Origin of the sequence: Pseudomonas sp. Irchel 3H9 (assembly GCF_900187495.1) — a bacterium.
Classification (GTDB): domain Bacteria; phylum Pseudomonadota; class Gammaproteobacteria; order Pseudomonadales; family Pseudomonadaceae; genus Aquipseudomonas; species Aquipseudomonas sivasensis.
Genome location: NZ_FYDK01000002.1, coordinates 1058787 through 1081552, shown reverse-complemented (window position 1 = coordinate 1081552; position 22766 = coordinate 1058787). Strand labels below are relative to the sequence as shown.

Here is a 22766-nt window from a genome sequence, read left to right as displayed (position 1 = left end):
GGGCTTCTATTAAACATGGTTAAACACCTTGGGCGCTATCTGCCAAATGGCATAGGTAAATGACTCCGGTTGGCCGATGGCGCGCCACAGTCGGCTTGGCAAAGTGGGCTCAACGAACACCACTGGAGTATCCCAATGCAATTCAAGCCCGCAGCAATCGCCCTGATGTTTGCCTTGAGCGTTCCGTTTGTTCAGGCCGCCGAAACGTCGCCGTATGTCTACCGTGAGGTGGCCCAGGCGCCGGCCAATGTGAAGGACCGGGAGATTGCCGGTTTGTTTGACCGTTGGAACAGCGCTTTGCAGACCGGCAACGTCACCTCGGTGGTCGACCTGTATGCGCCGGGCGCGGTGCTGCAGCCCACCGTGTCCAACCAAGTGCGCACTACGCCGGATCAGATCAAGGACTACTTCGATCACTTCCTGGCACTCAAGCCGGTAGGCCAGATCAACTACCGTGAAATTCGCCAACTGGGCACTAACGTAGCCATGGACAGCGGGGTCTACACCTTCACCCTGACCGACGCGAAGGGGCAGGTCAGCCATGTGCAGGCGCGCTACACCTTCGTTTATGAGCAGGTGGGGGGCCAGTGGAAAATTCTTAATCACCACTCTTCGGCGATGCCTGAGGTGCAGGTTAAGCACGCTAAGCAGTAACGATGGGAGGAAAAAATGCCTATCCCTTGGCGGGGGTAGGCATTTTTTTGTGGTGGCTGGGAGAGTGCTCCTGTGACGGACCCGGAACCCACGGGGATTTGACGACCTCTCCCTATCCAAATGTGAGAGGCCACGCTCGTCACAAAAACAGGCCCGTTTAGGGGAATAGTTAACCCTTTAAAATCAGTTACTTATTTTATTTTTGATAACAAGGGGTTGTCTTTCAGAAGTCCAAGGTGACGCCGGTATAGAGCGCACGCCCGTCGCCGGGTGAGTGCAGTGACGCCTTCGCGCCGTCCGGGTCGTACCAGACGTATTCGTAGTAGCGGTTGGTGAGGTTTTTCAGTTGCAGGTCGACACTGACGGATTCAGTCACTTGGTACGTCGCACCCAGGTTCATCAACACGTAACCGCCGTAAGTCCCCTTGGTGTTTTCGCGCTCCAGGTAATAGTGGGTCTGGCCGTTCATCCACGCGGTCAGTTGCAGCGCGGGGGTGGCTTTGTAGTTTATGCCTGCGTTGTAGAGGTGATGGGGGATGTGGTCGATTTCCTGGCCTTTGCTGTTGGGCAGGGTGGCGCTGGGCTGGAGGATTTTCGAGTACTGCCAGGCGTAGGCCATCCAGATGTCGGTGCGGTCGTTCGGGTGCAGGTTCAACTGCGCGTCGTAACCCCAGCGGCGGGTTTCGCCGACGTTATCCGATTCGCCACTCGGGTCATTGAGCCGGCGGCTGACTTCGCCGCTGGCTTCCTGCTGCCAATAGGCGACGCGGCCGTCGATCCAGTCGGCGGGGGTGAACTTGATACCGGTTTCCCAGCCTTCGTTGATCGACGGCGCGAGGTCCGTATCCCGTGGCGGGATCTTGTAGGCAGCGGCGCCGGTGCCGACCTGGAAGGTACGGCCCCAGTTGGCGTACACGCTGGCCACGTCCCACGGCGAGTACACCACGCTGAGCTTGGGTTGTTTGATCAGCCCATAGTCGTTGATGGCGTAATCCATGCCGGTCATTTGGTTGGTGAAGTCGCCGTGGATTTTGTCGACGCGGTAGGCCGGGATGATTTTCAGCGATTCAAACGGTTTGATCTCAGCCTGGATGTAAGCCCCGTAGGTGTCAAAGTCGAACTGCTGGTCGCGGGTTTGCGCCAGGCGTGTGCGGTTCTGGGTCCGGTAGCGTTCACTGGTGTTCTGTTGCTGCTGGACGTCCGCGCCGCCTTCCAGGGCGAAGGCGTAGAGCCAGCTTACCTCGGGCCGCCAGGTCAGGGAGGTGAGGGCGCCGTACTGGGTTTCGTAGGCGTCGCGCTCCTGCTGGGAGCTGGTGCGCCAGTATTGCGTCCAGCGTCGGTCGTCGAAGGTGTTGAGGTAGGTTTTTGCCGACCAGGCCAGTGTTTCGGCCAGTTCGGTATCGACGTGCACACTGAGTTGGTTCATCCGCCGCGTGCCTTTGTCGGTGGCGTTGTAGCGGTTGGTCATGGTGGGGTGGTGGCGGGCGTCGTCTTCACTCAAATAACCCGGCTCTTGCGCCTCGGTTTCGTAATGGCGAGCGATCAGGCCGACACGGTAGCTGCTGTCGTCCGGGGTGTAGAACCATTTGCCGGACATCGAGAATTTATCCGCTTGGGCATGATCCCGGTAGCCATCGGCTTTCTGGTAGGCGAAGAAATAATTCTGGGTCCAGTTGCTGCCTTCGATGCCTTTGGCGAGTTGCGTCTCGCGGGTGTTGTAGCTGCCGTAGCGGATTCGCGCCTTGGTGTAGTCGCCTCCTGTGCGGGTCAGCATGTTGACGTTGCCGGCAATGTTGTTGAGGCCGTAGCGCGCGTCGCTGGTACCACGTACCACTTCGATACTGTCCAGCTCCATGGGGAAAATCATGTCCATGAACGGCATGTTGCCGTCGTTGCTGTTGCTGGGGATCCCATCGATCAGCAGCTTCACCGCGTTCACTTCACCTTCGCCGTTGAAACCGCGAAAGGAGATCTTGCCGGAGGTGGTGCCTTGGTTGAATTCGGTGAGCATGACCCCTGGCGCACGGCTGAACAGCTCCCAGCTGTAGTTGACCGGCATTTTCTCCAGGATGTCGGCACCGAGGATGTCGACCGAACTGAGCACGCTGGCGGTGTTCAGCGGGCCGCTGGCGTTGGTGCTGCCCTGGACGCTGACGGTGCCAAGGGTGAGGGCCGAACTTTCGGTTGCATGGGCCAGTGGCGTGAGTGCAAACACTGAGAGCAGCGGCCAGAGTGAGGAGGGCACAGCGATACGCTGTGCGCGGGACAGAGTAAATGGAGCAGGCATGAGCACGCTTCCTGATGACCAAAAGACTTCAAGGACGTTCAGCCACCCTCAAGGGGCGGCAGAAAACACAGGGTTTCGGGGCAGTCAGGCAACAGGGGAGGCGCGCGGGCTCAGGCTCGGCCAGCGAACCCTGGGATGCAACGTGGGTAACAGCGGATCAGCGAGGGCGACATCCGGCGCATAGCGCGGCAGCCAATGCCGGTAATAGTTGGACGGCAGCGCGGCTAGGCCGGCATGCCCGCAGCAGCAGTCGCCATGCTTCATGGCGGCAGCCGAAGGCGCGGATTTGAGCGGGTCGATCAGCTTGTCAAAGCCTGGTGGCAGGGCTTGGGAGGCGCCGCCCGAGCAGAATCCACCCCACAGCATCAGGCCGATGTCCGGCGTTTGCAGGGCGCGGCTCAACGGCATGGCCAGCATGTTGAGCAACAGGGCCAGGCAGGCGATCCAGGGGCTGATGCGTTTGAACATAGCCATAAAGCCATCGACGCAAAGGGGCGCGTATTTAGCCGCAGTTCAGGCATGAAGTAAAACGCGCTATTTTGCCGCAGGCCTGGCGACCGAACGCGGTGTTGGTGGCGCAACAGCGGTTCAATAAAGTGTTCGATTATCCGAGCCGTGCGGGGTGACCGGTACAGCGCAACCCCTTGAATAAGAAGGCTTATGCGCTTGGCATGAATTGTGTTGTGACCCGATTGGCGCTGACCCGACAACGGGAGGGGAAACCTCACCTTTCATAAGAAACCACACCCATGCACAACGTCTTGCAACGCACAGTCATCGCCAGCCTGCTGGCACTCGGCGCCTTGGGCGGGCCATTGTCGACCATCGCCCAGGCCGCCAACGATCAACAGTTCATCCCGCTGGCCACCTACCGAGTTGGCGCCTATGCCTCCAGCGGTATTCCGTGGTGGGCCGGGGAAATTGATTACTTTCGCTATATCAACGAAGTCGAAGGCGGGGTGAACGGCGTGAAGCTGGTCTGGCAGGAATGCGAGACCGAGTGGAAGACCGACCGCATCATCGAATGCTACGAACGCTACAAAGGCGGCCTGGACGGTGCGCCCACCGGGTTCTTCTTTACCCACAGCACCCCGGCCTCCTATGCGCTGATGGACCGTGCTGCCGTCGATCACATCCCCTTGATCGATGGCGCCGGCGGGCGTACCGAATCCACTGATGGCCGCGTGTTCCCTTACGCGTTTCCGCTGTTGCTCAACTACTACGGCCAGGCCTCGGTGGGCATCAATTACATTGCCCAGCGCGAAGGTGGGCTGGACAAGCTCAAGGGCAAGAAGATCGTCACTGTCTATCACGACTCTGCCTACGGTCGCGAAACCCAGGCGGCCATGCAGTTGCTGGCGCAAAAGTACGGTTTCGAGAACATCCAGATTCCCGTAGCAGACCCAGGTAACGAGCAGTCCACTCAATGGCGGCAAGTGCGCCAGATCAACCCGGACTGGGTATTCCTGCGCACTTGGGGCGTCTCGACACCGGTGGCGATCAAGACCGCCGTGCGTTTTGGCGTTCCCGTGGACCGTCTGATCGGTGATGTGTGGGCAGGCTCTGAAGCCGATGTGATTCCCGCCGGCACCGCCGCCAAAGGCTACCAGGCGCTGGCGCCGTTCCCCGGTGGCGACGGTTTCGAGATCCATAAAAAGCTCAAGCAGTTCATCCTCGATCCCGGCAAGAGCAACCTCAAGGACACCAGCTACTTCGGCAAGGTCTACTACAACATCGGCCTGATCAACGCCGCGATTGCTGTCGAAGCGCTGCGCACCGGTCAGGCCAAGTTCGGCAACCGCGCGCTGAACGGTGAGGAAACTCGCTGGGCGTTCGAGCACCTGAATATCGATGCGGCACGCCTCAAGGCCATGGGCTTCGACGGGCTGTTGGCGCCGTTGACATTGTCCTGCGCGGACCACGAAGGCGGCGGTTCGGCCCGCGTGCAGCAATGGGATGGGCAAAAGTGGGTGCTGGTAACGGACTGGCTGCAAGCCGACCGCGCCACTTTGCGTCCGTTGATCGAAGCCAAGTCCGCCGCGTATGCCCAGGAAAAGGGCATCGTGGCGCGTGATTGCTCGGCGCAGTAAACCTCAGGCGGCGCTTGCCGCGACTTGCCGGCCAGGGATGGCCGCAATCAGTTCGCGGGTGTACTCGGTGGCCGGCTGGTTGAAGATTTGCGCCACCGAGCCTTGTTCAACCACGCGACCATTGCGCAGCACCAGCACCTCATGGGCGAAGTTGGCTACCACTGACAAGTCGTGGGACACCAGCACATACGCAATGCCCATCTCCCGTTGCAGCTCTTGCAGCAAGTCAAGAATGCGTGCCTGCACCGACACGTCCAGGGCGCTGACCGGTTCATCCAGCAACAGCAGGTCGGGTTTCAACGCCAGGGCGCGGGCGATGGCGACGCGTTGGCACTGGCCGCCGGACAGTTCACGGGGCAGACGGTCCAGAAAGCTCACCGGCAGGTGCACGCGGCTGATCAGCTCCCGCGCCGCCTGTTCCAGGGCGGCACCCTTGAGCAAGCCAAACGACACCAGCGGCTCCACGATGCTGTCGAACACGGTGAAGCGTGGGTCCAGCGCAGCGAAAGGATTTTGCTGCACCAGTTGCAGGCGTTGGCGCAACGGGCGGAAGTCGCGCCAGTTGAGGTCTGTAACGTCCTGTTGTTCGAAGCAGACCCGGCCTTGGCTCGGCTTCTCCAGGCCGAGGGCGATGCGCAGCGCGGTGCTCTTGCCCGAACCGGACTCGCCGACGATGGCCAGGGTCTGGCCGGGGTACACCTCAAGGTTAAGACCTTCCAGGGCCAGGAAGGTCGAGGCTTCGCCCTTGACCTTGGGTAGGGCAAACGTCTTGCCGACGTTGTGCAGGCTGAGGATCGGCTGGCGCCCCAGGTCGAGATTGATCAACGGTTCGCGACGCTTGGCGAAGGCAGGCGCGGCGGCAATCAGTGCGCGGGTGTAGTCGTGGCTGGGGCGGGAAAGGATCTGCTGTGGCGGGCCTTGTTCGACCACCTCGCCGTGCTGCATCACCAGAATGCGGTCGGCGCGGTCGGTGGCCACGCCGAGGTCATGGGTGATGATTAACAGCGAAATGCCGCGCTCCCTGACCAGCCGTTGCAGGTGATCGAGGATCTTGCGCTGCACGGTGACGTCGAGCGCGCTGGTGGGTTCGTCGGCAATGATCAGGCGCGGATTACCGGCCAGGGCGATGGCGATCAGCACGCGCTGGCGCATGCCACCGGAGAGTTCATGGGGATATTGGCGGGCGCGCAGCACCGGTTTGTCGATCCCCACCTGTTGCAGCAACTCGACAATGTCCGCATCGACGCCGGGGTAGCGCTTGCCCTTGGCCAGGATCAACGCCTCGGCGATCTGTTGGCCGATGCGCAGGGTAGGGTTGAGGCTGACCATCGGGTCCTGGGGCACCAGGCCAATGGTGCGGCCGCGCAGGTTGCGTTTCTGGCGTTCGCTGGCGTGGGTCAAGTTATGGCCATCCACCCACAGTTGACCGGCGCTGATTTGCGCGTTGTCTGGCAGCAGGCCAAGGATGGCGTTGGCCAGGGTGGATTTGCCCGAGCCGGACTCGCCGACAATCGCCACGGTTTCGCCTTGGGCGAGGGAAAACGACAGCGAACGCACCGCTGGATTGACCTGGCCGCTGGAGCGGTAATCGACACTGAGTTGGCGTACATCGACCAAAAACGGGCTCATCGCTGGATCTCCTCGAAGGTGCGGGCGATATGGTTGAGGCTGAACACCACGGCCACCAGGAACAGGCCGGGCAGCAACGACACCCAAGGTGCGGTGATCAGAAAGTGCCGGCCGTTGGCGATCAAGGTGCCCCATTCCGCCGCCGGTGGTGCGGCGCCGAAACCGAGAAAACTCAAGCCTGCGGTGGCGAGGATGGCTGCGCCGAAGTCCAACGTTGCCAGTACCGCTACCGGGCCCCAGGCGTTGGGCAGAATGTGCCGCAACAACGTGCGGCCCCAACTGGCACCGCCCAGCCGTGCGGCTTCGACATAGGGCAGGGTTTTCACCCGCAGTACTTCGGCGCGGGTGGTACGGGCAAAGCCAGGAATAATGCCGATGCCCACCGCGATGGCCACCGGTACGGTGCCGAAACCGATGGCCGTGACGATCGCCAGGGCCAGCAGCAGTCCAGGCAGAGCCAGCAGTACATCGACCACGCGCATGATCACCGCATCGATACGGCCACCGGCAAACCCGGACAAAATGCCCAGCCCGAGTCCGCCTACCAGCGCGATCCCCACCGCCAGCGAGGCCGCCAGCACCGACAGGCGCGCGCCGTAGACCACGCGGGTAAACAGGTCACGGCCCAGTTCATCGGTGCCGAACCAATGGGTCAAGTTGGGCGCCGTGAGTTTGGCGAGCGGCGCGGTGGCGTAGGGGTCGAAGCTGCTCAGTAGGTGCGGCGCCAGGGCGGCGACCAGCGAGAACACCACCACTGCCACGGCCAGGCTGAACCCCGGCCGGCGCAGCAAGGGCAGCAGGGTGGACGTGGCGCGTTGCAAGTGGCTGCGGCGGTGCCAGAGGGTTTCGCTGCGCACGCGTTTCTGGGTGAGCGTCGTCATGGTCTAGGACACCTTTGGCGTGTGGGAAATGCGCGGGTCGAGCCAGGGGTACAGCAAGTCCACCAGCAGGTTCACGAGGACGAAGGCTGCCGCCGACACTGCAACGATGGCCAACACCACCGGAATGTCCTGGCGCAGTACGGCTTCCTGAGCCAGGCGGCCGATGCCGGAACGGGCGAAGATGGTTTCCACCAGCACCGCGCCGGACACGGTATTGCCCACCTGTAGGCCGATCAGGGTGAGGATGGGCAGCGCGGCATTCCTGAACCCATGGCGTGCCTGCACCTGGCCCCGGCTCAGGCCCTTGGCGTAGGCGGTGACGATATAGGCCTCTTTCCACACGCCCTGGAAGCTGCGTTGCAGCACTTGGGCGTACACCGCGGCACTTGGGATCGCCAGGGTGATCGCCGGCAATACCAAGCTTTCGAAGCCTCGGGTGCCGGTCGCGGGAAACCAACCCAGGCCAAACGCAAACACCTGGATCAGCAACAAACCCATCCAGAACACCGGCACCGAAAAGCCCAGGGACGGCAGGCGCGCCAGTGCTTTTTTCAGGGGTTGCCAACGGATATACGCGGTGAGGTACGCCAAGCCAATGCCGCCGAGCAGCGACAGCACAATCGCCAGCCCCGCCAGGGACAGCGTCTGTGGCAGGCGCTCGGCGAGCAACTCGGCCACCGGGCGGTTGAGTGACAATGACTGCCCAAAGTCACCGCGCAGCGCGCCCAGCAGCAGGTCGATGTATTGCTCAAACAGACCTTTATCCAATCCGTAATAGGCCCGCGCCTTGGCCAGGTCTTCCACCGACAGCGCGTCGGCTTCCATGCCGGACGCACTGAGCATGATCGACAAGGTGTCGCCGGGCAGCAGATAGAGGATGAAGTAGGTGATGCTGTAGGCCCCCCAAAGCACCAGCAGCGCCTGGCCGACCCGGCCAATCAGGTAACGACTCATGGCGCGGCGACCTCGATATCACCCAGCAGCGCAAAACCTTCGGCGGTCCAGCGGAAGTTTTTCACCTTGGCCGACGTTGCGGCCTGCCACACGCGCTCATACACCGGGAACGCCGAGCCTTCATCCACCAGCAGGTCTTGCAGGTTGCCGTAGGCCGCTGCGCGTTGTTGGCTTTGGGTGGCGGTGATGCCTGCATCGAACAGGCCTTTGGCAGCGTTCAGCACCGTCGGTTCGTAGAGGTTGGTGGCCAGGGTCGAGCTGTTGGCGGTGCGTGGGTCGAGGATGGTTTGCAGGATGATCGGGTCGGCGCGGGTCATGTAGGTGCTGGTCAGGTCATAGTTGCCGGCCGAGTTGTTGGCGACCCATTCGGCACGGGTGACCACGTTGAGTTTGACCTCGATACCGACCTTGCGCAGTTGGTCCTGGAGCAGCACGTCACCGGCGGTTTCGGATGGGGTGATGTTGTAGCTCAGGCTCAGGCGCTTGCCGTTTTTCTGGCGGTAGCCGTCCGCGCCCTTGGCCCAGCCGGCCTGGTCCAGCAGCTGCTCCGCGCCTGCCGGGTCGTAGGCCAACTTTGCACCCTGGCTCTTGAAATAAGGCGTGGTGACGTCGTAGATGCCGTCCACCACCGGAAATTCGGCGTTGTAGACGGTGCTGGCGTAGCTCTTACGGTCGATGGCCTTTTGCAGGGCCAGGCGGACTTGCTTGTCGCTCAGTGCACGCCCATCACGGGTGTTGGGATACAGGTTCAGGGCCGGCCCCGGCAGCGAACGGCTCTGGATGGTGGCGCGCTTGGACTGGAACAGCTTCAGGTCCACCTCGGAGAACGGGTTGCGCGGCCACAGGATGTCGGCCTTGCCTTGCAGGAACAGGCCGTTGCGCACGCTTTCCTCGGGGATGTAGCTGATGTCCACCGCATCCAGGTGCGCTTCGCCCTGGTTCTTCATATTCGCCGAAGCCCAGGCGTAACCCTTGCGCTTGGTCAGGTGCGCGCCGACTTCCGGGGTGTAGCTGGCCAGCACGAACGGCCCGGTGCCGATGATCTTGCCCAACGAGCGCTCTTTGGCGCTGAGTGTGTAAGAGGCCGGCGCGAGGATCGACAGGTTGGTGGTGGACGTGGCTTGCAGGAAGCCGGCGTTGGGCTTGGCCAGTACCAGTTTGACGGTCAGGTCATCCACCACTTCGGCGTGGTCGAACCCCGCTAGGTAGGTGGCGCCAAAGGTGGCCGGCAACTCGGTGGCTAACGCCTTGTTGCTGTCGAAGGAGGTTTTGACCGCCACCGCATTGAAGCGCTCGCCGTTGCTGAAGGTGACGTTGTCGCGCAAGTGGAAGGTATAGGTGAGCGCGTCGTCACTGACTTCCCAGCTTTTGGCCAGCCAGGGAATGATCTTGCCGGTCTCCGGGTCTTGGTCGGTAAGGGACTCGGCGACATTGCGCAGCAGCACGCGGTGTTCCAGCCAATAGACCTGGAACGGGTCGACGCTGACCAGGGTGGTGTTGTCGCCAAAAAAGGCGATGTTCAGGGTCTTGCCGGCCTGGGCGTCACTGCCCGAAGGCGAGCAGGCGGCCAGGCTAAGCGCCAGGGCGCACGGGGCCAATAGACGGCTCATCAAGTTGGAGGTGTTCAATGGGATGCCCTCGTATGGCGATTGGCTTAGAAGTCGTAGGCCAGCTTGGTGTACCAGTAGCCGCCGCCGGGGTAGAACGGCGGGTTGCCGTAGGGCGCCAGGCCCAGGTTGCTGTAGACGGCGTGCCGGTCTGGGCGCACGTCGAAGATGTTGGTGCCGCCGATGCTCACGGTGATCTGGTCGACGAAGGTGTAGCTGACGTCGAGGTCGGTGATCCATTTGGCGCCGAAGCTGCGGTCGCCCGTGGGGTTGACCGCCAAGGTCTTGACCGCGCCGTAGCGGCTGGTTTGCAGGTTCACTGCCAGGTCCTCGACCTTCCAGTTGGCGCCCAGGATCCATTTGGTCTTGGGCGATGCTTCGGTCAGGTCGCCTTCGCGGTCGCGGCCTACCAGGGTGACGCCGGAGTTGGCCAGCGCACTCGGGGTATCGCGGTTGCCTTCGATAGTGGTTTTGTTCCAGTTGAAACCCAGGCTCCAGCGCACATCACCCCAGGCATCCAGTGGCGTGGTGTGGTCGGCGACCACGTCCAGGCCACGGGTGCGGGTATCGAAAGCGTTGGTGTAGTAGTTGACCCAAGTGCCGGATGGCACGCCTTGGGCGGTGAGGATGCCGTTGATCACGCCATTGCCTTGGTCGTAGATGTTGCTGGTCAAGGCGATACGGTCGTCGATGTCGATCAAGTACGCGTCAGCGGTGATGCTGGTGCGCGGTGCCGGTTGCCAGGTCAAGCCCAGCCCGAGGTTGCGTGACTTCTCCGGCTTGAGGTCATCGCCACCCAAGGCTTTGGCCAGGTTGCTGCCCGACGGGGTCAGGCGGGTGACGGCAGGCACCACGTTGCCGTTCACGTCTACGGCGACTCGGTTGTCGGCCACGGTGTAGCCGATCTGGGTCAGGGATGGCGCACGGAAACCGGTGCCGACGGTGCCGCGCACGGCCACGCTGTCGGTGAGTTCGTAGCGCGAGTTCACTTTCAGGCCGAAGGTGTTGCCTGAGTCGTCGTCGTAATGTTCGACACGCCCGGCGACGTCGAGAAACCAGCGCTCGGTCAGGTCAAAGCCTAAATCCAGGTAGCCGGCGTAGTTGTTGCGGATCAGGCTGACTTCATCTTCCGGGCGAATCGTCACCGCCGCCTGAGCGCCCGATGCCGCCGGGTAGGTCCCGGTGATATAGGCCTCAGGGTCGCCGGCGAACGTGCTGAAGTGTTCCCAGCGATGTTCCAGGCCGGCCGACACCTGCACCGGCGAAGTCAGATTAAACAAACTGTCGTAGCGGCGAGTGAAGTCCAGGTTGTTGACCCACTGCTCAAAGCGGAAGGTGGCCAGGTTGTCGAATTTGGTCGGTGAGGCGGTGCCCAGGGACGGGTTGATGTTGAGGTCGCTGGAGTGGTGGACATTGTTGCGCCCGTAGGTGGTGCTCAGGTCCCAGTTCCATTCGGCCGCCTGGCCCTTGCCGCCGAATAGCAATTGATAGTCGCGGTCCTTGATGTTGTTCAAGGGGTAGTAACCGTCCGGGAACACCTCGGGCACGGCGGCGCGGCCGGTGGGCAGGCGGAAGTAGTTGGCCGCCTCGGCATCACGCTCGCCGTAGGTGGAGAACGAGTAGAGGGTCAGGTCTTCAAGGGGCAGTTCGGCGTTGTAGGCGAGGTTGAAGGCCTTGAGGTCCGGGTCGCCGTTCTTGATTGCCACACGGTCCCAGGCGGCTTCCTTGGCCGGATCGTTGAAGGCCCTCACGCTGCCGTCGGCCTTGTCGTTCCAAGAGGCTTCGCCGCGTTTGCGTGCATCGGCGGAGAGGTGGAAAAAGCCGCCGTCGCCCAGCTTGAAACCCTGGTCGCCGGCCACCTTGATGGTTTCGCCCTGGCCGGAGAATAACTGGCCGTAACTGGTTTCCAGGTGCCCGCCGCTGTTGCCGGTCTTGAGGATGATGTTGATCACCCCGGCCACCGCATCGGAACCGTACTGGGCGGCAGCGCTGTCTTTGAGCACTTCAATATGGTCCACCGAGCTGACCGGGATCAGGTCGATATCCACCGCATTCGCGCCGCTGTTGTCGATGGACCCGCGCTGACCGGTGGCGCCGTTGTGGCGACGTTTGCCGTTGACCAGCACCAGCGTGTAGGCCGGGCCGAGGCTGCGGTTACTCAGTGGGCGAGTCACCGAGTTGTAGCCGGCGATATTGGTGCCGAAGTTGAACGACGGCAGCAATTTGGCAATCGCTTCGGACAACTCGGCGCGACCGGTCTTGAGCAGTTGCTCGCTGTTGATCACATCGATCGGCGCCGGGCTGTCGGCCACGGTGCGCTCCTGGCCACGCAGGCCGGTGGAGATCACGGTGACGGTGCCGAGTTGGGCGTCTTCCGTCGCGGCTTCGGCGAAGGAGGGCGCAGTGGCGAGCAGCAGGGAGCTGGTCAGCAGTGACAGGTGAAAGTTCTTGAGGGGCAGCGGGGAGGTGAGGTCTGGCATGTCGAGATCGGTCCATTTAGCCTGATAGCAGGCTCCTGGTGGTCGGGGGTACGTCCTCCGCCAGGTATGGGGTCGGTCTGTGAAGTGAAGATATTCCTATAAAAAACCCGAGGGAAAGTCTTTTTTGGAATAAGCTAATTATTAGATATTGTCATTATGTGGTTTTTTAAGATCATCTATTTTTATGATGTTGTGTCACGGGGGCGGCGGGGCCGAGCCTGCATCAAGGCTGCACAGCCGGGCCCTTCAACTCGATTTGATTACCGTCCGGGTCATTGAAATAGAGAGACCAGCCTGTGCCCTCTGCGCCATAGCGCATCTCGGCTTTTTCAGCGGATATTCCCGCGTCAGCCAAGTGGCCGAGAATGGCCTGCTCATCGAACGGCTCGACCCGCAGGCAAACGTGATCGACGTTGTGCCCTTGCTTGCCCGCCGGCTTCCCGCCTTGGCGTCCGATGGAGCCATTCACGTCCACCAAGTCGATCATGGATGCCCCAGCGCTCAGGTGAATCAGGCCCAGGTCTTCCCGGCGCTTTTTGACCTCACATCCCAGCACCGAGGTATAGAAAGCCAGGCTGCGCTCGATGTCCTGCACCCGCAGAACCACATGGTCGAGGCGTTGAATTGAAAAATTGCGCATAACCACCACTCCTGTTTGAGCCTTGATTTTAGTACCCGGGCAGTGTGTGTGACGGGTGATTTGAGGTCAAAAGCAATAGCGCGACGGTCTTGGAGCGGCCGGTTGCTCACCCACATCAAGCCCAGCCCGCTTGCACCCGGAAAAAATAGATAATATGTTAACGGTATAACTATAAATAACCTGTGGGAGCGAGGATATGCCTGCCTTGTTGAGCACTCGTGAGGCGTTCGCCAACTGGAACCGCGACTTGCGTGCGGTGTGCGGTAATTTCAGCACAGCCCTGTCCGAACAGCACACGCTGTTTATCGGCAGCGTCCACGCTCAGGATGTGTGCGGCCTGGAGTTGGCCCATATCCGCACCAATGCAGGATTGATCAGCCGCCATCGCACCTCGGGTGACGGCGATGACGATCGTCACTGTTTTCTCATTCTTCAGAGCAGCGGCCACCAGCGCATCCGCGGGCAAAATCAGGTGATTGAGTTAGGGCCTGAAGACATCGCCCTGGTGGACTCGGCCCAGGCCTTCGACATAGAGCCGCGAGGGCTGGTGCAGAATATCTCGATTCACCTGTCACGCCAGGAAGTCAGCCATCAGCTTGGCCAGCAACCGCTGTTTGGCAAGCTCGCGCGCAACAGTGTCGCCACTCACATGATTCGCGCTCTGGTGCGTTCGTTGGGTGACGTTGCGTTGAGCGGTGACTCCGGCGGCAGGAGCGATGGGCCCGCGCTGGAACATGCATTAATCCGGTTGGCTGTCGCTGGCCTGGATGAACGCACCGACGGGCAGCCCGCCTTTGCCTGCGTGGGTCATGATGATCTGTACGGCTTGGCCACCCGCCTGGTTGAGTCTTCCCTGCAAGAGGCTGAGTTGGGCCCTGACTATCTGGCGCGGCAGTTGAACGTCTCTGTCCGCCAGCTCTATCGGTTGTTCGAGCAGCGCCACGAAAGCATCTCTCGCTACATTCAGCAGCGCCGCCTGGAGCGGGTGGCCCAGGATCTGCGCTGCCAGGATCTGCGCCATGAATCCATCACTCAGATCGCCTTTAAATGGGGTTTTGTCGACGCCGCGCATTTCAGCCGCGCGTTCAAGCGTCATTTTCAGCACGCCCCTCGGGATTTTCGCCAGCACGCTACGTAAGTGCGCGCCTGGCAGAGAATGCCAAGCGCTTTGGCAGCGTCAGTCAAGTCGAGCAGCGCGCCAAGTCCTCTAATAAGCTTGCCTGGGCTGGGGGTGACACCGAGCCGCTTATCGCTGGAGAAAAATAATAATGAGATCACGCAGCCTGTTGCCAGGCATTCCCTTACTGATGGCTACGTTCTGCTCTGTTGTGTGGGCGGGCCCGGCGCAGGTCGATGGCCAGCGAATCATCGCGGCCGACCAGGAGCCCGGCAATTGGATGAGCCACGGTCGCACCTATGACGAGCAGCGTTACAGCCCACTGGACAGCGTCAATGCCGGCAACGTCGCACAGCTGGGCTTGGCGTGGACGACCAAGCTGGATATCGACAGCGGCACCGAGGCCACGCCGCTGGTGGTCGATGGTGTGATGTACACCACCGGCGCCTTCAGCATCGTGTATGCCATCAATGCCGCCACCGGTGAGTTGCTGTGGAAATACGACCCGAAAGTGCCCGCCGAAAACCTTAGCCAGGGGTGTTGTGGGCCGGTCAACCGGGGCGTTGCGGTGTGGCAGGGCAAAGTCTATGTGGGCAGTTTCGATGGACGCTTGATCGCCCTGGATGCGGCTAATGGTCAGCCGGTGTGGAGCGTCGATACCATTATCGATCGCACAAAAAGCTATTCGATTACCGGCGCGCCCCGCATCGTCAAGGGCAAGGTGCTGATCGGCAATGGCGGCGCCGAGTTCGGCGTGCGCGGTTACGTTACGGCCTACGATGCCGACACCGGTAAACAGGTGTGGCGCTTCTATACGGTGCCGGGTGACCCCAAGCTGCCAGCGGAAAACCCCGCCATGGCCAAGGCCATGAAAACCTGGGACGGCGACGGCTGGGTGAAGTGGGGCGGTGGCGGCACGGTCTGGGACTCCATGGCCTACGATCCGCAGCTTGATCTTCTCTATGTGGGCACCGGCAATGGTTCACCCTGGAACTACCAGTTCCGCACCAATGGCAAAGGTGACAACCTGTACGTGTCGTCGATTCTGGCACTGCGCCCAGACACCGGCGAATACGTGTGGCACTACCAGATCACGCCGCAGGACCAGTGGGATTTCACGGCGACCCAACACATGATCCTGGCCGATATCAAGATCGACGGCAGCCTGCGCAAAGTGATCATGCAGGCGCCGAAGAACGGGTTTTTCTATGTCCTCGATCGCACCAACGGGCAATTGCTCTCGGCGAAGAATTTCGTCCCGGTCAACTGGGCCAGCGGTATCGACCTGAAAACCGGGCGTCCGATCCTCACCGGCGCGGCCGACTATTCCAAGGAGCCGAAAGTGGTGCAGCCGAGTTTCCTCGGCGGGCACAACTGGCACCCGATGTCGTTCAGCCCCAAGACCGGTTACGTCTACATCCCGGCCCAATACACCCTGGCCGAACTGAAAGCGGCCAAGGCGCCGATGTTCTTATCGAACAAGTCCGTGGTGAACTTCGGCCTGGATGTGCCGGACCTGCCTGAGGACCCGAAAATCCTGAATAAAATCCGCGACGCCTGGAGCGGCGAACTGATCGCCTGGGACCCGGTAAAACAGAAAGCCGCCTGGAAGCAACCGTACATCAGCGCCGGCAACGGCGGCACGTTGGCCACGGCGGGTAACCTGGTGTTCCAGGGCACCGCCGATGGGCGCGTCGTCGCCTACCGCGCCGACACCGGCAAGCCGCTATGGGAGCATCGAGCCAATTCAGGAGTAATGGCCGGGCCCGTCACCTACACCGTCAATGGCGAGCAATATGTGGCGTTCTCTGTGGGGTGGGGCGGCATCATTCCTTTGCTGACCGGCCCATTGACCAACAAAGGCAAGGTGCGAGCAGAGTCGCGGGTGATCGCCTTCAAGCTGGGTGCGCACGGGGAGTTGCCTGCGCCGAAAGCTGCACCCGTCATGCCGACGACCCATCAGGCACTCACTGCAACCCCCGAGCAACTGACCCAGGCGCGCGGTCTGTTCAATGGATTGTGTGCCGGTTGCCATGGCCTCAATGCTATCAGCGGCGGTGTGGTGCCAGACCTGCGTTACCTGGATGACAACAAGCACGCGGCGTTTCCCGCCTTTCTCAGCGGGGCGCTGATCAATGGAGGGATGCCGAATTTTTCCGACATCCTTCAGCGCGAAGACATGGAATTGATCCGTCAATACCTCGTCAAGCGGACCCAGGATCTGCAAGCCGATCTCAAGGCTGGCGGACACACCACCGCGCACTGATTCCAATCCGTTTCACCTAAGCCTGGCGACTCCCCACGGAGTCGTCATGGCGAAGCTCTGCCTCCAATAAAAATAACGGGACCCGCCATGAAAATACTTAGCACTCTGACGTTCAGCGCATTGTTTGCCAGTCTGGCGCCCTTGGCCCAGGCCGATGTCAAACCCGACCCCGGCGACTACACCGCGCTGCCCCAAGGCACCGATGTGGTGGTGCTGTACCAGCAGAATCCGCGAGGGGACAAGGTGTATTCCGGCGGCAAGAAAGTCGCCGACAACCTCGACCTCGACCTGACTGTCGGCGTGTTGCGATTGATCCACTTCACCGAGTTCTTCAACACAGGCTTGACCTGGGATCCACAGATTGTGATCCCCTTCGGTTATCAGAAGATCGGCGCCACCGACAGCAAAAACTCTGGGCTGGGGGATATCACCTTCGGTGGAACGGTATGGACCATCGCAGACCTTGCCAGAAATGAACACCTGGGCTGGTCGGTGTTCGTCACGGCACCCACCGGCAGCGATAAAAACCAGGGGTTTGCGTTGAGCGATAACCGCTGGGCCTTGGACTTTCAAGTCGGCTACATCAAGGGACTCACCGATAAAATCACCTGGGACGTGATCGCCGAAACGGAGTTCTACGACAAGCAGCGCGCCACCGACGCCGAAAAAGCGCCTCTATTCCAGTTGCACAACCATTTACGCTACAACTTCACCCCGGACACTTACGCCGCGATTTCGTATCGACATAACTGGGGCGCGCGCCAGACGCTTGACCATGAAACCCTCGCCACCAGCCGCAGTAACGGCACGCTCGGTTTCACTGTCGCCACGATGCTGGGCAAGCAAGTGCAGGTGATGGGGCAGCTCATGCATGACACCTCGGTGCGCGAGGGCGTGAAGATCGATAATTCGCTGCAGTTTCGCGTGGCGTACTTCTACTGACGGCAAGGTGATCGGCGGCCCCTGGCCTGGAAAAGATTTTGATAGGTTAAATCTTTTATTGACTAAAGAATATTTGCCGGTTAATTATTGCTTCGCATCTGCTCGCATGCAGAGTCATTTCCAGGGTTACACCATGGGTCAGAAAATCACGCCGTCATTGGCCAGCCTGTATGTCCAGACTGACGAGGCGTTGTCCAAGCCTCGCCTCGCACCTTTACTCATGCAGGGCTTCCCGTCAGAGCCCGAACGCCGCGTTACGTGGGACAACTGGATGCGTTCGCCCTTCAGTCAATGGGGGTTTCGCAACCTCGCACGACTGCGTCCCACCATCGACGTGCAGGCGGGCGCAGCACCTGCCAGCCCGCTCAAGGTTGCCCCGACAGCCTTGGATTCGCTGTATTTCAACAGCGAATGCGGGCTGAGCATCAGCGTTATCGATCACCTTGTGGCCAGCCAGACCGACGGCTTCCTGGTGATGCAGGGCGATACGGTGTTGTTCGAGCGTTACTTCAACGGACAGCGCGCCGATGATCGACACATCATGTTCTCGGTGACCAAGTCGTTGATTGGCACGTTGGGTGAGCAACTGGTCACCGAGGGCGTGCTCAGACCTGAGTTGCTCGCTGCGTATTACGTCCCCGAGCTGGCCGGTAGTGCGTTTGGCGATGCCACGGTGCGCCAGTTGTTCGACATGGCGGTGGGCATCGACTACAGCGAGGTCTACGACGATCCCAACTCAGAGAGTTCGCAGTACGGTTATGCCTGCGGCTTTCAACCGGCTCCGGCGGCTTACGCGCAATTCGCATCCCTGTACCAGTACTTGCCATCCCTCAAGAAACGCGGCAGCCATGGCGGATTTTTCCATTATGTGACCGCGACCACCGAAGCCTTGGCATGGGTTATGGAACGTGCGTCGGGCAAGGCTTGCAGTCAGATGCTGGAGACGATTTGGGAGCGTCTGGGTTGCGACCGTGACGGCTACTTCATGGCCGACGCCTGGGGACGCAATGTGGCGGGCGCAGGCTTCAGCGCCACCTTGAGGGACATGGCGCGCTTCGGTCGGCTGCTGGCCAACAATGGACGCCACGAAGGGCTTGAACTGCTGTCCCCTGCGACCGTCGCCCGGATAGCTGCCGGTTCCGATCCGGCGATCTACGCGCAAAATGACGAGTTTTCCAGCTGGACGCCGGGTGCGTCCTATCGCAGCCAGTGGTACGTGTTCAACGATCACAGCCAGGCACTGATGGCCGGCGGAATTCACGGCCAGTACCTGTTCATCGACAAGCCGTCCGGCGTAGTGATCGTCAAGCAATCGTCCCTGACGGAAGCGGTCGGCCCGTTCGATGCCGACAGCGTGCGGATGCTGCGTGCCATTGCGGCCCACCTGAATCCCTGACACACGCCCAACAATAAGAGTCTTGCGTTCTATTCACCTGGCCCCGGCCAGGTGTTGGCGGCGCGCTGCGTCGCCATTGACTGCCCTGTAACAACAATAATTCCACAGGAGCTTCTTATGGTTTTCACCAAGCGTTTCTCACGAGCGCTCTTAGCGGTCGGCTTACCCCTGACCACCCACGTCGCGTTGGCGGGCTACACCTTTGAGGACGGCAATCTCAAGGGCGAAGTCAACTTCACGGCGGGTGGTGGGACGCTGTTTACCCGTGGCGTTAACTTTGGCAGTGGCCAGGTTGATGCACGCAGCGGTAAAAACGGCGGCGCGAACATCAACTGGCAAGAGCTCTACATCAAGCCCGGCGTCAAACTCGACTACGCGCTGCAGCCCGATTTCAGCCTGCTGGCGGGCGGCTCCCTGGTGGCTGCCAGCACGTTCGGCGATGGCGATGCGGGCGGCTTCACCCGCAGCTCCGACGGTAAAGCCGCGTTTGAAGAGCTCTACGCTGGTTTTCGGGCCGGCGAGTGGACCTTCACCGCGGGCCGCCAGAACTACATGATCGGCACCGGGTTCATCGTCATGGACGGCAACCTCGACCAGTACAAAGACGCCGCCTACTGGCTGGGCCCTCGAACCGCGTTCAAGGATTCGGCGGTCCTGGCCTGGAACCATGGCGCACTCAAATCCCAGGCATTCACCTTGCGCACCGATGACGATTTGGGCGACTTCCGCATGACTGGCGTCAACCTCGATTACAACGTCGATGACCAGGTGACCCTGGGGGCGATGGCCATGAAGGTCCATGCCCTGGGGCCCAGAGGCAGCACATTCCCGCGTCTTCGTGACGGGATGCAGGTCTACAACATCAGGGCGCTCAACGCCAAGGTGCCCGGTGTGCAGGCACTGACGCTGAACGCCGAATACGCCATTGAGCGCGGCAGCGGCGAGGGTGCCGACTACGATGCCAACGCTTGGTATGGCCAGGCCGACTATGCCTTCAGCACGCTGCCGCTGACACCGATCATCGGCTACCGCTACGCGAGTTTTTCCGGTGACGACAACCTCACCGACAACCGCCAGAAAGCCTGGGACCCGCTGAGCAAAGGCTTTGTCGACTGGAGCACGTGGCTTATCGGCGACGTGGTCGGTAACTACCTGCTGTTCAACAGCAACGAAAAGGTCCAGCAGTTCTCGCTCAAGACCCACCTCAGCGACACCGTGACCCTCGGCACGATTCACTATCAGTTCTGGCTGGACGAGAAGAACTACATGGGCGCGGCGGTCAGTGACCGGCGTTTTGCCGATGAGAGCGTGGTTTTCCTCGACTGGACGCCCACGCCGTCGTTCTATACATCGCTGTCCTACAACTGGGTCAAGCCACTGGCCGCTGCCAAGCAAGTCTTTGGCGATGACCAGAGGTTCAGCGCGCTGGAATTGTATTTCACCTATCGCTACTAAGTGCCGCGAGCCATCGTGGCCGCGCTGGAGTGTTTAATCATGAACAGGTTTTTGCGTCACACCTTGCTGGGCACTGTCGCCTCCCTTCTGATCAGTGGCTTTTGCCTGGCGGAAGAACGGACCGTACGGATCTACAACTGGATCGAATACCTGCCGCCGGAAGTGCTCAAGAGCTTCCAGGAAGAAACCGGTATTCGCCCGATTTATGACGTGTTCGACAGCGCCGAAACCATGGAGTCCAAGCTGCTGACGGGCAACTCCGGGTACGACGTGGTCTTCCCCGGCACTGCCAACCTGGGGCACCTGATCACCGCCGGTGCCGTCCAGCCCCTGGACCGCAAGCAGTTGCCGAACTGGGAGCACCTGGACCCGCAATTCATGCAGTCCCTGGAAGCAGTGGGTGACACTGGCAATCGCTACGCCGCACCTTACCTGTGGGGCACCACGCTGATCGGCTACAACGTCGATAAGGTGCGCAAGGCCCTGGGGCCCGACGTAAAGATTGACACCTGGGACATCATCTTCAAGGAAGAAAACCTCGCCAAACTCGCCACTTGCGGCGTGGGTTTCCTCGACGCAGGCAACGAAATCGTGCCCATCGCCTTGCACTACAAGGGCCTGGACCCCAACAGCCAGAAGCGCGAGGACTATGCGCAGGCCCAGGCGGCGATGATGAAAATCCGTCCCTACATCACCTATTTCAACTCATCGCGCTACGGCATGGACCTGGCCAACGGTGATATCTGCGTCGGCGTGGGCTGGTCCGGTGGCGTCGCGCTGGCCAAGCAATTGGCGGATGCCGCCGGCAAGGGCGTCAAGGTCGAGATGGCCTTGCCCAAGGAAGGCGCGCCGATGTGGTCGGACGTGATGATGATCCCGGCCAATGCCCCCGACGTGGCCGAGGCCCATGCGTTCATCAATTACATCCTGCGTCCGGAAGTGATTGCCCGCATCAGCAACAAGATCGGCTACCCCAACCCGAACAAGGACGCCACAGCACTGGTAGACGCCAGTATCCGCGACAACCCCAACATGTATGTGCCGGAGCAAGTGCGTAAGACGTTGTTTGCCCTGGAGCCGATTCCGCCTGCGATCGAGCGAATCCGTACGCGCACCTGGACCAACATCAAGACCAACCGCTGATCCCCTGCGACCCGGTGCGTGCGCGCCGGGTTTGGAGTTGTGCCATGAGTGAGCATTTGGACTTGATGGACGTTGCGCCTAATTTGCAGCGCGTGCTGACGTTGCGCGTGGCCATAGGGCGTGGGGTGATGCTGGGCGACAGTGTTGACGGTTTGCGCTGCAACTACCCGATTGTGGGGGGGGATTTCGAGGGGGTAGGTATTCGCGGTCAGGTGCTGGCGGGCGGCGAGGATTTGTTTGTTCTGCGCCCGGATGGGCTGGGTCAACTGGACGCTCGCTATAGCCTCAGGACTGATCAGGGAGAGCTGATTAATCTGCGTAATCGGGGGGTTCTGAACATGACGGAGTATGGGCGTCAGTTGGAGCGTGAGGGGCAGTGGCCGATTCCCGAGACGGAGTATCGGTGTACCTGCACGCCGGTGTTTCAGGTGCCGAAGGGGCGGTTGGATTGGCTTGGGCGTGCGAGTTTTATTGGGTTGGTGCATTACCCCAGTGCTGATCAGGTGGTGGTTCGGTGTTATCGGTTTTACTGAGGGCGTTTGGTGCAGTGATGTGCGGGCTCTGTCCGGGGTACCGAGTTCGAGCGCGATGGCGGTTTGTCGGTGTACATATCCGTTATTTGGGTAACGGCGGCTATGGGTTCCGCTCTTACAGCGGGTCACTTTTTGAAGAGCGCAAAAAGTAACCAAAAACGCTTCGCCCCAACACTCGGCACCTCGCCTAGGCTCGGTGTGCCCTCACTCCGGCTTGAATCCGTGGGCCGCCGCGATGGGCCATCCATGGCCCAGCGCGGCTAACCCGGCGTCCTGCCGGGTTACCCACGGATTCAAGCCTGCGTTCGGCCAGCGTGTTTGATGGGGCGCCTGAGATCAAGATCAAAAGCGCAGATCAAAAGACCGCTGACTTCGTCAGCGAAGAGGATGTAAGGGCCGGATCAAAAGCAGGGCGAAAGCAGGGCGAAAGCAGGGCAAAAGCAGGGCAAAAGCAGACTGAGACCTATCTGTCTGATCTATGGAGATCAAACTGTGGGAGGGGGCTTGCTCCCGATGGCGGTGTGTCAGCCAACAGAGCTGTAACTGACCCACCGCCATCGGGAGCAAGCCCCCTCCCACACGGTTACCTGAGGACACGAGACAAAAATCCGGCCGGCTCTAAGGCCGTCGCGCACCCCAGCGCGGGACAAGCCCGCTCACCACAGAGTGAGGCGTCAGCCTGTAAGAATCGT

The 22766-nt window shown here is 61.0% G+C and carries 17 protein-coding genes; 9 read left to right on the top strand and 8 right to left on the bottom strand.

From position 1 onward, the window contains the following. Positions 1-135 precede the first annotated feature (135 nt). Positions 136-654 carry an SgcJ/EcaC family oxidoreductase gene (locus CKW32_RS10825; protein ID WP_095184873.1) on the top strand — a complete coding sequence of 173 codons (519 nt, stop codon included), beginning with the start codon at positions 136-138 and terminating at the stop codon, positions 652-654. A gap of 223 nt (positions 655-877) precedes the next feature. Here CKW32_RS10825 and CKW32_RS10820 read toward each other — a convergent pair whose 3' ends face one another. Together CKW32_RS10820 and CKW32_RS10815 are read right to left on the bottom strand one after the other, a co-directional pair. Then, positions 878-2941 (bottom strand): TonB-dependent receptor, encoded by a 2064-nt coding sequence (locus CKW32_RS10820; RefSeq protein ID WP_095184872.1) that lies wholly within the window; start codon positions 2939-2941, stop codon positions 878-880. Positions 2942-3025: 84 nt separating this feature from the next. Beyond that, positions 3026-3415: a DUF2946 family protein gene (locus CKW32_RS10815; protein WP_095184871.1), complete on the bottom strand. Its 390-nt coding sequence runs from the start codon at positions 3413-3415 to the stop codon at positions 3026-3028. Between the two features lie 275 nt (positions 3416-3690). Here CKW32_RS10815 and CKW32_RS10810 point away from each other — a divergent pair, with 275 nt between their 5' ends. After that, positions 3691-5031, top strand: a complete 1341-nt coding sequence (locus CKW32_RS10810) for an ABC transporter substrate-binding protein (protein WP_095184870.1) — start codon at positions 3691-3693, stop codon at positions 5029-5031. Between the two features lie 3 nt (positions 5032-5034). On the opposite strand, the gene CKW32_RS10805 is transcribed toward CKW32_RS10810, so the two are convergent. The 6 genes from CKW32_RS10805 to CKW32_RS10780 all read right to left on the bottom strand — a co-directional run bounded on the left by CKW32_RS10805 (position 5035) and on the right by CKW32_RS10780 (position 13222). Beyond that, entirely contained in the window at positions 5035-6660 is a 1626-nt protein-coding gene (locus tag CKW32_RS10805) for an ABC transporter ATP-binding protein (RefSeq protein ID WP_095184869.1), read from the bottom strand. Continuing rightward, complete coding sequence (locus CKW32_RS10800) at positions 6657-7541, bottom strand: ABC transporter permease (RefSeq protein WP_032891314.1); 885 nt, start codon at positions 7539-7541, stop codon at positions 6657-6659. Before CKW32_RS10800 ends, CKW32_RS10805 begins: the two co-directional genes overlap by 4 nt. 3 nt (positions 7542-7544) lie before the next feature. Next, a complete protein-coding gene (locus CKW32_RS10795) occupies positions 7545-8495 on the bottom strand; it encodes an ABC transporter permease (protein ID WP_032891316.1) in 951 nt (316 codons plus the stop codon). Then, on the bottom strand, positions 8492-10105 hold the full coding sequence (locus CKW32_RS10790) for an ABC transporter substrate-binding protein (protein ID WP_095185028.1): 1614 nt from the start codon (positions 10103-10105) through the stop codon (positions 8492-8494). The genes CKW32_RS10795 and CKW32_RS10790 overlap by 4 nt, the downstream gene beginning before the upstream one ends. A 44-nt stretch (positions 10106-10149) precedes the next feature. Next, positions 10150-12582 carry a TonB-dependent siderophore receptor gene (locus CKW32_RS10785; RefSeq protein ID WP_095184868.1) on the bottom strand — a complete coding sequence of 811 codons (2433 nt, stop codon included), beginning with the start codon at positions 12580-12582 and terminating at the stop codon, positions 10150-10152. Positions 12583-12805: 223 nt separating this feature from the next. Further along, positions 12806-13222, bottom strand: a complete 417-nt coding sequence (locus CKW32_RS10780) for a VOC family protein (protein ID WP_032891323.1) — start codon at positions 13220-13222, stop codon at positions 12806-12808. A gap of 196 nt (positions 13223-13418) precedes the next feature. Between CKW32_RS10780 and feaR the strand changes: the two genes are divergently transcribed. From feaR to CKW32_RS10745, 7 genes are all read left to right on the top strand, one after another. Then, positions 13419-14360, top strand: a complete 942-nt coding sequence (gene feaR / locus CKW32_RS10775; RefSeq protein WP_095184867.1) for a transcriptional regulator FeaR — start codon at positions 13419-13421, stop codon at positions 14358-14360. A 130-nt stretch (positions 14361-14490) separates the two neighbouring features. Continuing rightward, complete coding sequence (locus CKW32_RS10770; protein ID WP_095184866.1) at positions 14491-16605, top strand: PQQ-dependent dehydrogenase, methanol/ethanol family; 2115 nt, start codon at positions 14491-14493, stop codon at positions 16603-16605. An 87-nt stretch (positions 16606-16692) separates the two neighbouring features. Beyond that, on the top strand, positions 16693-17547 hold the full coding sequence (locus tag CKW32_RS10765) for a transporter (RefSeq protein WP_095184865.1): 855 nt from the start codon (positions 16693-16695) through the stop codon (positions 17545-17547). A gap of 133 nt (positions 17548-17680) precedes the next feature. Next, positions 17681-18943, top strand: a complete 1263-nt coding sequence (locus tag CKW32_RS10760; RefSeq protein ID WP_095184864.1) for a serine hydrolase — start codon at positions 17681-17683, stop codon at positions 18941-18943. 117 nt (positions 18944-19060) lie between these two features. Beyond that, the gene (locus CKW32_RS10755) at positions 19061-20398 is read left to right on the top strand and encodes a hypothetical protein (RefSeq protein ID WP_032891335.1); all 1338 of its coding nucleotides are present in this window, start codon (positions 19061-19063) and stop codon (positions 20396-20398) included. Positions 20399-20437: 39 nt separating this feature from the next. After that, positions 20438-21541, top strand: a complete 1104-nt coding sequence (locus CKW32_RS10750; RefSeq protein ID WP_095184863.1) for a polyamine ABC transporter substrate-binding protein — start codon at positions 20438-20440, stop codon at positions 21539-21541. Positions 21542-21585: 44 nt separating this feature from the next. Beyond that, positions 21586-22074, top strand: a complete 489-nt coding sequence (locus tag CKW32_RS10745) for a DUF3237 domain-containing protein (RefSeq protein ID WP_032891339.1) — start codon at positions 21586-21588, stop codon at positions 22072-22074. Positions 22075-22766: the final 692 nt, after the last annotated feature.